Annotated in this window: 9 protein-coding genes; 7 read left to right on the forward strand and 2 right to left on the reverse strand. The window is 66.4% G+C overall.

The genetic code is table 11. The features are described 5' to 3' along the window. Position 1: 1 nt before the first annotated feature. The 7 genes from AC5RV1_RS07175 (at position 2) to AC5RV1_RS07205 (ending at position 9,675) form a co-directional block, all read left to right on the forward strand. A complete protein-coding gene (locus AC5RV1_RS07175; RefSeq protein ID WP_493994023.1) occupies positions 2–1,522 on the forward strand; it encodes an NCS2 family permease in 1,521 nt (506 codons plus the stop codon). A gap of 170 nt (positions 1,523–1,692) precedes the next feature. Next, positions 1,693–2,898 (forward strand): XdhC family protein, encoded by a 1,206-nt coding sequence (locus AC5RV1_RS07180; protein ID WP_493994024.1) that lies wholly within the window; start codon positions 1,693–1,695, stop codon positions 2,896–2,898. After that, a complete protein-coding gene (locus AC5RV1_RS07185; protein WP_493994025.1) occupies positions 2,889–3,806 on the forward strand; it encodes an FAD binding domain-containing protein in 918 nt (305 codons plus the stop codon). Before AC5RV1_RS07180 ends, AC5RV1_RS07185 begins: the two co-directional genes overlap by 10 nt. 2 nt (positions 3,807–3,808) lie before the next feature. Further along, a complete protein-coding gene (locus AC5RV1_RS07190; protein WP_493994026.1) occupies positions 3,809–6,640 on the forward strand; it encodes a molybdopterin-dependent oxidoreductase in 2,832 nt (943 codons plus the stop codon). Positions 6,641–6,727: 87 nt separating this feature from the next. Beyond that, entirely contained in the window at positions 6,728–7,708 is a 981-nt protein-coding gene (locus tag AC5RV1_RS07195; protein ID WP_493994027.1) for an aldo/keto reductase, read from the forward strand. Between the two features lie 41 nt (positions 7,709–7,749). Continuing rightward, on the forward strand, positions 7,750–8,409 hold the full coding sequence (locus tag AC5RV1_RS07200; protein ID WP_493994028.1) for a uracil-DNA glycosylase: 660 nt from the start codon (positions 7,750–7,752) through the stop codon (positions 8,407–8,409). Between the two features lie 96 nt (positions 8,410–8,505). Continuing rightward, positions 8,506–9,675 carry a serine hydrolase domain-containing protein gene (locus AC5RV1_RS07205; protein ID WP_493994029.1) on the forward strand — a complete coding sequence of 390 codons (1,170 nt, stop codon included), beginning with the start codon at positions 8,506–8,508 and terminating at the stop codon, positions 9,673–9,675. An 11-nt stretch (positions 9,676–9,686) separates the two neighbouring features. Here the strand turns inward: AC5RV1_RS07205 and nboR are convergent, their stop codons facing one another. Then, positions 9,687–10,325, reverse strand: a complete 639-nt coding sequence (gene nboR, locus AC5RV1_RS07210; RefSeq protein ID WP_493994030.1) for a nicotine blue oxidoreductase — start codon at positions 10,323–10,325, stop codon at positions 9,687–9,689. Positions 10,326–10,416: 91 nt separating this feature from the next. Continuing rightward, positions 10,417–12,443: pyruvate dehydrogenase (acetyl-transferring), homodimeric type (gene aceE, locus AC5RV1_RS07215; RefSeq protein WP_493994031.1), on the reverse strand; the 2,027-nt coding region annotated here is incomplete at its 5' end.

Consider the following 12,443-nt stretch of genomic DNA (forward strand, 5'->3'; position numbering starts at 1 on the left):
CATGACCATCCTGGATTCCTCCCACGAGGAGCATTCGGCTCCAACCCCCCGCACCCCCCAGCCGGCATCAGGCACCCCCAGGCCGCCGGCGTCGAACGCCATCCTTGACCGGTTCTTCCACATCACCCAGCGCGGTTCCACGCTGGCCCGTGAATTCCGCGGCGGCCTGGTCACCTTCTTCACCATGGCGTACATCGTTATCCTCAACCCCCTGATCCTGGGCGGTTTCAGCGCAGGCAACGCCCCCACCGATGTCGCGGGAGGCTGGCTCTCCGCCGCACAGGTGGGAGCAGTCACCGGACTCACCGCCGGCGTCATGACCATCCTCTTCGGCCTCGTCGCCAACCTGCCGTTCGGCCTTGCAGCCGGGCTGGGCATCAACTCCTTCCTGGCCGTCTCGGTCATCCAGGAAGTCACCTGGGCCGAAGCCATGGGCCTGGTGGTGATCAACGGCATCCTGATCGTGCTGTTCGGCATCACCGGAGCCCGGACCGCCATCTTCCGGGCCGTCCCCAAGGAGCTGAAGGCCGCCATCACGGTGGGCATCGGCCTGTTCATTGCCTTCATCGGTTTTGTGGATTCCGGCTTCGTAAAGGCCACTGCGGGCGGACCGCCCGTCCAGCTGGGCAACGGCGGCTCCATCACCTCCGTCCCCACACTTGTGTTCATCGTCGGACTCCTGGCCATGGGCATCCTCGTGGCGCGCAAGGTCCAGGGCGGACTGCTGATCGGCATCGTGGCCACCACCTTCCTGGCCGCCGTCGTGGAAGCAGTGATGCAAATCGGCCCGGCCAGCGAAACCAACCCCGGCGGCTGGCACTTGAACACCCCCGTACTGTCCGGCCAACTGGTGTCCGCCCCGGACCTGGGCCTGGTGGGGCAGTTCGACCTGTTCGGCGCCTTCAGCCGGATCGGCGGACTGGCCGCGACCATGCTGGTGTTCACCCTCGTGTTCACCAACTTCTTCGATGCCATGGGCACCATGACCGGCCTGGCCAAAAGCGCCGGGGTGGCCCACAAGGACGGCACCTTCCCCCGGCTGAAGTCGGCCTTCATTGTCGAAGGCATCGGCGCCGTCGCCGGCGGAGCAACATCCGGCTCCTCCAACACCGTCTACATCGACTCCGCGGCCGGCATCGGCGAAGGTGCCCGTACAGGCCTGGCGTCCGTGGTGACCGGTGTGCTGTTCCTGGGTTCGATGTTCCTCACGCCGCTCACCAGCGTGGTGCCGCTTGAGGTGGCAGCCGCTGCCCTGGTGGTGGTGGGCGCGATGATGATGGCGCAGATCCGCGAGATCAAGTTCAGCAAGTTCTCCGTGGCGCTGCCCGCGTTCCTGACCATCGTGACCATGCCGCTGAGCTACTCCATCGCCAACGGCATCGGCGTGGGCTTCATCAGCTGGGCCATCATCGGCGCGGCTTCCGGGAAAGCGAAGAAGATCCATCCCCTGATGTGGGTGGTCAGTGCCGGGTTCCTGGTGTACTTCGCCCGCGGGCCCATCAACCTGCTGCTGGGCGCCTGACCGCAGTTTTATCCGCACCTGCTCCGCTTTCGGGCATCCGCACCTGTGACCCTGGGTGCGGATGCCCGAAACGGCAGCAATATCCCGTGAAGCCGGACCAATGCTTGGTCCGGCTGGCATTAGGAACGACAATATGGACACCACCGCAACGTGGAAAAAGGAGTGCCGCCATGCTTGACTTGATTCCTTCACTTCACGGCTGGGCCCCGGCCATCATCGGACAGCGGTTCGCGGTGGCCACCATCGTGCGGGCCAGCGGCTCCGTTCCCCGGCCCGTCGGCAGCTCCATGCTGGTGTCCGACGCCGGCGCCGTCCTGGGCAGCCTCTCCGGCGGCTGCGTCGAGGGGGCAGTCGTGGCGGCGGCCCTGGAATCAATGGACGACGGCGCCACCCGGCTCGAGACGTTCGGCTACAGCGCCGCCGATGCCTTCGCCGTTGGGCTCACCTGCGGGGGAGAACTGGACGTGCACATCGAACCGGCAAACGGGAACCCCTGCGGCCGGCTGGCGGAGGCATTGCTGCAGCTGGCGGCTTTTGGGCCGGGGGAACCGGTGGCGCTGGTCCGGAGGTTGGACGCCGGCGGCGGCGCCGTCGTTCTTTCCCAACCGGCCGCTGCAGATGTGTCCCGCCATCCGGAGCTGCGCGCGCTGCTGGACCTTCCGGGAGGCCCCGGGGCCGGGCGTGCCCGCAGCCTGCAGCTCGATTCCTTCCTGCGCAGCGGCACCACCGGTGTGCTGCAACTGGCCGGGCCGGGCCTGTGCACCGGCGCAGCCACCCTGCTGGTCGAGTCCCGGCTTGCACCGCCGCGCATGCTGGTGTTCGGAGCCAACGACTTCAGTGCCGCGCTGCTGCCCGCCGCCAAACCGCTCGGCTACCACGTCACCCTGGTGGATGCCCGGCCGGCCTTTGCCTCCCAAACGCGGTTCCAGGCAGCGGACGAGGTAGTCACCGCCTGGCCCCACCATTACCTCGCAGCAGAAGCTGCGGCAGGACGGGTCGACGCCCGGACGGTGATCTGCGTTCTCACCCACGACCCCAAGTTCGACGTGCCCCTGCTGGAGACCGCGCTCGCCCTGGACGTCGCCTTCATCGGCGCCCTCGGTTCCCGGCGCAGCCACGTCCAACGCGTAAGCGCCCTGCTGGACACCGGCGTCCGCCCCGAACGGATCGCCCAGCTCCACTCACCGCTCGGCCTGGATCTCGGCGCCGTCACACCGGCCGAAGTGGCGGTTTCCGTCCTGGCCGAGGTCATCGCCGCCCGGCATCCGGCAGCTTCCCATCAGCCGTTGCGGGAAACTTCCGGCCCCATCCACCAGGAGCGCGCCGGGAAGCCCGCGCCCACCCACTCGTTGCAGCAGGAGATCGCATGGACATGAACACCATCGAGGCGGTGGTCCCCACCACCGACCCCTCGGAATGGCGCGACGGCGACGCCTGGCTGGCCGGAGGCACAGTCCTCTTCTCCTACGGCAGCTTCGAGTTCGGCGCCCAGCCGTTGAGGCGGCTCCTGGACCTCGGCAACGCCGGCTGGACTCCCGTCACCGTCAGCGATGAAGGGATAGAGCTCGCCGCCACCTGTACTGTCGCGGATCTCTACAGCCTTCCCGGCTCTGCTGCAGCAGCAGGCCGAAGCTGGCCGGCCCTGGACCTGGTCCGGCCGTGCTGCGACTCCTTTGTTGCCTCCTACAAGGTGTGGAACATGTCCACCGTGGGCGGCAACCTGTGCACCTCGCTGCCCGCAGGCCCCGTCATTTCGCTGTGCGCCGGGCTGGACGGCAGGGCCACCATCCTCAGCCCCGGCGGCAGCAGCCGCAGCGTCCCTGTGACGGAATTCGTCACAGGTGACGCAGAGAACTGCCTGGCACCGGGCGAGCTGCTGCGCAGCGTCCACCTCCCGGCGTCGGCCCTTGCGTCCCGGGTGGCGTTCCGCCGCCTGTCGCTGAGCAACCTCGGCAGGTCCGGGGTGCTGTTGATTGGAAGGCTCGACGGCGGAACCCGGCTGGTGCTCACCATCACCGCCGCCACCAAACGGCCCGTGCAGCTGCGCTTCGACGGGCTTCCCGACGCCGACGTGCTGGCCGCCGCGATTTCCGCAGCGGTTCCCAACGACCTTTACCACGACGACATCCACGGCCTGCCGGTCTGGCGCCGGGACATGACATACCGCATGGCCGAGGAAATCCGCGCCGAACTCGCTGCCCCGGAAGGGGCGCACGGCCTCCGGGTTTCCGGCGACTTCTGGCCGCCGAAAGACGGACTTTACGCACAGCAGGAAGGGGCCTGAGCATGGCCATCGAGATCAACGGAGCCGCGGCGGACGCGTCACCCCGCCCCGGGCAGTGCCTGCGCACCTTCCTGCGGGAGCAGGGCAACCTGGGCGTCAAGAAGGGTTGCGACGGCGGCGACTGCGGTGCCTGCACGGTGCATGTGGACGGCACTCCCGTGCACAGCTGCATTTACCCTGCCGTCCGCGCCGAGGGACACGCGGTGACAACCATCGAAGGACTGGCTTCAACTGCCGGCGCCGGAGCGGACCTGCACCCCGTGCAGCAGCAGTTCATGGAGCGGCAGGGCTTCCAGTGCGGGTTCTGCACGGCGGGCATGGTGATGACGGCGGCGACCTTCGACGACGAACAGAAGGAAAACCTGCCCCGCAACCTCAAAGGCAACCTCTGCCGCTGCACCGGATACCGTGCCATCTCCGACGCCGTCTGCGGGCACGCAGGGCACCCCGACCCGAAGGGACAGGGGTCCGGGATCGCCGGGAAAGGCCAGCCGGATCCCGAACCGGGGCAGCTGGGCGACGACGTCCCGGCACCCGCCAGCCGGGCAGTGGTCACCGGCGCCGCCCGCTACACCTTGGACGTCCCGGCAGACCAGCTGCAAGGCCTGCTTCACCTCAAGCTCCTGCGCTCGCCGCATGCCCATGCACGCGTGCTGTCCATCAACACCGATGCTGCACTTAAGGTCCCCGGCGTGGTGGCCGTCTTGACCCACCGGGACGCCCCGGAACAGTTGTTCTCCACCGCGCAGCATGAACTCTTTACGGATGATCCAGATGACACCCGCGTGCTGGATGACGTGGTGAGGTTCCGGGGCCAGCGGGTTGCCGCGGTGGTGGCTGAAACGGTGGCTGGCGCAGAAGCCGGGGTGCGGGCACTTGAGGTGGAGTACGAGGAACTGCCCGCCGTCTTCTCGCCGCAGGATGCGCTGTTGCCCGGAGCGCCGCTGGTGCACGGCGACAAGGACGGGACGGCGTCGCGGATCTCCCGGCCGGACCGGAACGTGGTGGCCGAACTCCATTCGGAGCTCGGAAGCGTGGCCGAAGGCTTTGCGGCAGCGGACTTTATCCACGAGCAGACCTACCGTACCCAGCGCGTCCAGCACGTTGCCCTGGAAACGCACGCAGCCATCGCAGCCGTTGACGAAGAGGGGCGCCTGCAGGTCCGCACATCCAGCCAGGTTCCCTTCCTGGTCCGCCGCACGCTGTGCCGGGTTTTCGGGCTCCCGGAGGAGCAGGTCCACGTAGTGGCCGGCCGCGTCGGCGGCGGCTTTGGCGGCAAGCAGGAAGTACTCACCGAGGACATCGTGGTGCTCGCGGCCCTGAAACTGGGCCGGCCTGTCCAGCTCGAATTGACCAGGACGGAACAGTTCACCGCCACCACCACCCGGCATCCGTTCACCATCAACCTCAAGGCCGGCGCCAGCGTCAACGGAAAACTCACCGCCCTGGAACTCGATGTGCTGACCAACACCGGCGCCTACGGCAACCACGGCCCCGGCGTGATGTTCCACGGCTGCGGCGAATCCTTGAGCGTCTACAACTGTGACAACAAAAAAGTGGACGCCCACGCGATGTACACCAACACGGTGCCGGCCGGGGCGTTCCGCGGCTACGGCCTCAGCCAGATGATCTTTGCGATCGAGTCCGCCATGGACGAGCTTGCCGCCGGCATCGGTATGGACCCGTTCGAGTTCCGCCGCCGGAACATGGTGCGCGAGGGCGACCGGATGCTGTCCACCCAGCCGGAACCCGAGGAGGACGTCCACTACGGCAGCTACGGACTGGATCAATGCCTGAGCCTGGTCCGCGATGCACTGGCCCGCGGCAGGGAACGGTACCGGGCCGCCGGGCTGGACGAACTCGGCCCCGACTGGCTCACCGGGGAGGGAACCGCCCTCTCCATGATCGACACCGTGCCGCCCCGCGGACACTTTGCCCACTCCCGCCTCCGGCTCCTGCCCGACGGGACGTACCAGGCCGACGTCGGTACTGCCGAGTTCGGCAACGGCACCACCACCGTCCACTCCCAACTGGCCGCCACGGCGCTGTCAACGAACGCCACGCGGGTTGTGGTCCGGCAGTCCGATACCGACCTGATCGAACACGATACCGGTGCCTTCGGTTCCGCGGGCACCGTGGTGGCGGGCAAGGCGACCCTCGCCGCAGCCGAGGAACTGGCAGTCCGCATCCGCGCCTTTGCGGCAGGCATCCACCAGACCCAGGCCTCAGCCTGCGTCCTGGACGGCGACACTGTAGTCATCGACGGAACTCCCGTGGCACTGACGGAACTGGCGCAGGCGGCTGCGGATGCCGGCGTCGAACTTGCAGCGGAAGGACGCTGGGGCGGGACGCCGCGGTCCGTGGCGTTCAACGTGCACGGCTTCCGCGTGGCGGTAAACCGGGGCACCGGCGAGCTGAAGATCCTGCAGAGCGTGCAGGCCGCGGACGCCGGTGTGGTGGTGAATCCGCGCCAGTGCCGCGGCCAGATCGAAGGCGGAATAGCCCAGGCCATCGGCGCTGCGCTGTATGAGGAGGTGGTAATTGACGACGCCGGCCGAGTCACCACCGACATCCTGCGGCAGTACCACATCCCTACTTTCGCGGACGTGCCCCGCAGCGAGGTGTACTTCGCGGACACCAACGACAAGATGGGGCCGCTGGGCGCGAAGTCCATGAGCGAAAGCCCCTTCAACCCCGTGGCCCCAGCCTTGGCGAATGCAATCAGGAACGCCACCGGTGTGCGCTTCGCCCAGCTGCCCATCGCGCGCGACAAGATCTACCTGGGACTCAAGGAGGCGGGGCTGGTGCCGAACCTGGAGCATCTCCTGTCCTAGGACGACGCGGGGTCACATAATGCCCCATTAGGCGCGCTCAGCAGGCCTAAAGTAACCCCGCGTTGCATCGTTGCATATAGTCATGGGATGGAACATCGGATTTTAGGCAAGACCGGACGGAACGTGTCCATCGTGGGGCTGGGCACCTGGCAGCTCGGCGCGGACTGGGGCAACGTTGACCCGGCACAGGCGCAGGCCATCCTGGCAGCGTCCGTGGAGGCGGGCGTGAACTTCTTCGACACCGCGGACGTCTACGGCGACGGCAAGAGCGAGCAGGCCATCGGGAAGTTCCTCGCGGACAACCCCGGCCTGGAGATCACGGTGGCCACCAAGATGGGCCGCCGCGTGGACCAGCAGCCGGAGAACTACACCTTGGCCAACTTCCGCCAGTGGGTGGACCGCTCCCGGAAGAACCTGGGCACAGACTCCCTGGACCTGGTCCAGCTGCACTGCCCGCCCACTCCGGTGTACAGCAACGCAGAGGTCTATGACGCCCTGGACACCCTGGTGTCAGAGGGTGCCATCCGCAACTACGGCGTCAGTGTCGAACGCACCGACGAGGCGCTGGAAGCGATCAGCCACCCGGGCACCGCTTCTGTTCAGATCATCCTCAACGCCTTCCGCCTCAAGCCCCTGGACGAGGTCCTTCCCGCGGCAAAGGCAGCAAATGTGGGGATCATCGCCCGCGTGCCGCTCGCCTCGGGGCTGCTCTCCGGCAAGTACTCCAAGGAAACCACGTTCGCCGAGAACGACCACCGGAACTACAACCGCAACGGCGACTCTTTCGACGTCGGCGAAACGTTCTCGGGCGTGGACTATGACCTGGGGCTGAAGGCCGTCAAGGAGTTCGAACAGCTGGTCCCGGCCGGCGCCAGCACGGCTCAGGCCGCGATCGCCTGGATTGCGGCGCAGGATGGCGTCACCAGCGTGATCCCCGGCGCACGCAACGTGGAGCAGGCCACGGCGAATGCCGCCGCGGCAGGTCTCGCGGTTGATGAAGACTTCGACGCCGGCGTCCGCTGGATCTACGACCACTACTTCCGCGAAGTTATCCACCCGCGCTGGTAAGGCGCAGGCCAGGTTCGCCGCCACACGTGACAGGCAGGTGAATGACAGCTTCTTCCGTTAGCACCTTCGTGGAGCGGCTATCCGCCGTGCCTTCTGGTCCGGGGCTTAACAACTTCCTCGATCACAGCGAACCGGCCAATGGGCAGCGGCGGAGCAACCTGGAGCGCTACCTGCAGGAAATGCTGGACCGCGCGCCCAAGGTGCTGCTGTTGGGCGAGGCCCCGGGCTTCCGTGGCATGAGGATCACCGGGGTTCCCTTCACCAACCGCACCATGTTCCAGGGCCCGGCCAACAGTTTTGGGCTGTTCGGTCCGGGAAAGGGTTACGTGTTGCCTCCCGATGCGGCGGGAGTGGCAGCTGAGCCCACCGCCACCGTGATGTGGGAGGTCCTGGCGGAACTGGATTTCCTTCCCCTGCTGTGGAGCGCATGCCCCTGGCACACCCATGTGCCCGGGAAGCCGCAGTCCAACCGCACGCCGAGGACAACTGAAGCCCGGCTTGGAACTGAGTTCCGGCAGACGCTGGTGGAGCTCTTCGGCATCGAAACCGTAGTGGCCGTGGGCAACGTGGCCCATCGCAGCCTGCTTGCCACCGGCATGGACATGCCGAAAGTTAGGCATCCGTCGCATGGCGGGAGGTCCGGCTTCAAGAAGGGACTGGAGGAGTTACTGGCCCTCGACCACGGCGGCTACGAATTCTAGAATTGCTGTGCTGGGACTTTGGCGCCGGGTAAACCCCTGGCCGGGGGCGGCGTCCCCGCGGTCCGTCCCTGTTCGAGCGGATCCGCGGCGGGTGCCATGCAGTCCAGGACACGTTTTTTCCCCGCATTCATCACGGCAACCGCGCTGGTTCTCGCCGCGGTGCTGCCCGCGTGCACGGGTCCCGGTCCGTCGCCGTCATCTACTGCGCCGGCGGCCACTGAACCCCTTGACGTCGCCATGCGGTCCGTCCTCGACCAGGGCGCCACTGCTGTCATTGCGCAAGTCCGGTGGCCTGGCGGGGAATGGTCAAAGGCCTATGGCGTCCGTGATTTGGAGTCCAAACACCCCGCACAACCAGGGGACAGGGTGTCCATAGCCAGCGTCACCAAAACAATGGCCGCGGTGTCGGTCATGAAACTCGTGGAGGATGGCGTGATCGGGCTTGATGACCCTGTCAACGGCATACTGGAAAGCTTCACCACAGTGCTGAAGCCCCCGGGTCCCATCACGGTTCGTCAGCTCCTTGGTCACACGTCCGGGATGCCCCCATACCAGGAGGCAATTTTCAGGACCGTCGACGATATCCTTCCCGCGGCGGAACAGAAGCTGAGCCTGCAGCGGGGCCTTGAACTCACCGGCACGCTGCCGTGGGAGTACGTTGGGAATTTCCGTTATTCAGACTCAAACTACCTGGCTGTTGGCCAGCTTCTGGAGAAGCTGCGAGGCAAGCCTTATGGTGAGGTGCTCCGCGACGACCTCATCAAGCCGCTTGGATTGACCCACACCACTGTCGACGATCCGCTCAATGGGGCTCCCGACATGATCCAGGGCTACATCACGATCAGGGGTCAGCGTGTGGGCGGCGGACCGACTCCGGACCAGCTCGGTTCGCCGGCCCATGGCGTGGTGTCCACCATGCCGGATGTAAATAACTTCCTTGCAGCACTTTTCCGGGGCCAGTTGGTGTCGCACAGTTCGCTGGAGGAGATGAAGAAGACCAGCCGTGTGCCCTCCATTGGGTTAGGCCTATGGAAGTGGCCGCAGGACTGCACCGGGGCTCACAGGTACGGCGGCAGGGGCGGGTACTTGAACTACCGCACCATTGCAACGAGTAGCGCTGACGGCCGGTATCAGGCAACAATTACCATGATGCCCGCGCCCCTGCCATCACCCCTGGAGGACCCAGAGGCTGACAACAAGCGCGACAGATGGAGCGACCAACTGGAATCGGCCCTGCTGGAGACCCTAAACCGGCTCTGCCAATAGACCACCACGTACTAGGCGGTCTCCCAGCCGAGAAGCCGCAACTGGTCCGATGTGTCGATGTCCTCGCCGGTGGACAGGTCACTGCAGTCCACCTCGTCCACCAGTTCCGGATGCGCCCATAGGAAGCCCCGCGCCCCGGCGTCGCCCGCCACAGTTTCTGCCACAGCCCGGCGAAGGCCGGCGTCGATGACCAGCGGATGACCCCGGCGAAACCTGCGGGGCCCGGCAGTGGCTGCCTCGCCGTCGTCGTAGGCTGCCGCGGTGATCCGGCCTGGACGGTGGGCGGCCAGCAGCCGCGCTACCGTCCGCGGCGTCAGGCCTGGCTGGTCCACCAGGGCAACCATCAAATGGTCGCCCGGGTCCGCGCTGGCGTTCCCCAACAGCAACGAACTGCCCATGCCGGACTGCCATTCGTGGTTCACCTCGGTCCGGTAGCGGTCCAGCCCGGCAGCGGCTGCGACGTCCGGAGCCCCGGCCCCAAGCACCACCACAACCTCACGGCAGCCGCCGTCGAGCAGCGCGCCGGCGACGGATTCCACGAGGGGCCTGCCCCGGTAGGGGAGCAGGGCCTTTGGACCGAGCCCCAAGCGGGTACCGGCTCCGGCGGCGAGGACAACCCCTGTCGTCCTGATCTGATGCGCGCTACCCATAGCCTCACCCTAAGTGAGTTTTTGTCCAGATATGCAGGGCTCCCGGCTTGGGAAGTCCGCATATCTGGACAAAAACTTGGGGTTGCGTCCCTTAGGCGTCGCCGCCGGCCCCGCCGGTGGTTCCGGCGTTGACGTCCAGGAGCTTGTAGCGGTCCATGGCGTACGACGGCGTGCCCTCCTCAACGTCACCCCTCGCCGCGAGCAGCTGCAGGGTCTTCACCACAATCGAGTGGGTGTCGTTCTTGAAGAAGCGGCGGGCTGCGGCGCGGGTGTCGGAGAAGCCGAAGCCGTCGGCGCCGAGGGTGGCGAATTCGTGCGGGAGGAACTGGCGGATCTGGTCCGGGACTGCCTTCATGTAGTCCGAGACCGCCACTACCGGGCCCTGCGCATCTGCCAACTGGCGGGCCACAAACGGGACCCGCGCGGATTCGCCGGGGTTCAGGAAGGCTTCCTCTTCGGCGGCGAGGCCGTCGCGGCGCAGTTCGTTCCAGGACGTGACGGACCAGACGTCTGCGGAAACGCCCCAGTCCTCAGCGAGGATCCGCTGGGCCTCAAGTGCCCACGGCACCGACACGCCGGAGGCCAGGATTTGTGCCTTGGGTCCTTCAGTGGCCGACGGCGAGACCCGGTAAATGCCCTTCAACACACCCTCCACATCGAGGTTCTCCGGCTCGCTTGGCTGGGTGATGGGCTCGTTGTACACGGTGAGGTAGTACATGAGGTTCCGGTCTGTTTTGTCTGCTTCGGAGTGCTCCCCGTACATGCGTTCGAGGCCGTCGCGGATGATGTGGCCCATTTCGTAGCCGTAGGCGGGGTCGTAGGTGACCACTGCGGGGTTCGTGGAGGCGAGCAGGGGGGAGTGGCCGTCGGCGTGCTGGAGGCCTTCGCCGGTGAGGGTGGTCCGTCCTGCGGTGGCGCCGATGATGAAGCCGCGGGTCATTTGGTCTGCTGCTGCCCAGAAGGCGTCGCCGGTGCGCTGGAAGCCGAACATGGAGTAGAACACGTAGACCGGGACCAGGGGTACGCCGTGGGTGGCGTAGGCGGTTCCGGCGGCGGTGAACGCTGCCACGGCGCCGGCTTCGTTGATCCCGGGGTGGATCAGCTGGCCCTGCGCGGACTCCTTATAGGCCAGGACCAGGTCCCGGTCCACGGAAAGATAGTTCTGTCCGCCGGGGTTGTAGATCTTGGCGGTGGGGAAGAAGGCGTCCATACCGAAAGTCCGTGATTCGTCCGGCACGATGGGCACAATCCGGTGGCCGAACTTCTTGTCGCGGAGCAGGTCCTTGAGGAGCCGGACAAAGGCCATAGTGGTGGCTGCCTGCTGCTTGCCCGTGCCCCGCTTGGCGACGTCAAAAGTCTTGGCCTCAGGCAGCTCAACGGCCTGGTGGTCCGGCCGGCGTTCGGGGACGGCGCCGCCGAGTGCCCTGCGCCGCTCGTGGAGATAAACAATCTCCGGGGCATCATGGCCGGGATGGAAATACGGCGGGCTGTAAGGATCTTCCTCCAGCCGGGCATCGGAAATCGGAATCCGAAGGTAATCCCTGAATTCCTTGAGGTCGTCCAGGGTGAGTTTCTTCATTTGGTGGGTCGCGTTGCGGCCCTCGAAGTGGGGTCCGAGTCCGTAGCCCTTGACGGTTTTGGCGAGGATGACGGTGGGTTTGCCCTTGAATTCGGTGGCTGCCTTGTACGCGGCGTAGACCTTGCGGTAGTCGTGGCCGCCGCGTTTGAGGTTCCAGATCTGGTCATCGGTCAGGTCCGCGACGAGGTCCTTGGTGGCCGGGTCCTTGCCGAAGAAGTGTTCGCGGACGAACCCGCCGGATTCGGCCTTGTAGGTCTGGTAGTCCCCGTCGGGGGTTTCGTTCATGATCTTCACGAGCGAGCCGTCGGTGTCGCGGGTGAGCAGGTCATCCCATTCCCGGCCCCAGACGACCTTGATCACGTTCCAGCCCGCGCCGCGGAAGAACGCTTCGAGTTCCTGCATGATCTTGCCGTTGCCGCGGACCGGGCCGTCCAGGCGCTGGAGGTTGCAGTTGATCACGAAGTTCAGGTTGTCCAGGTTCTCGTTCGCGGCGAGCTGGAGCAGGCCGCGGGATTCCGGCTCGTCCATTTCCCCGTCGC

The organism is Arthrobacter sp. Hb9-2, from assembly GCF_059091165.1.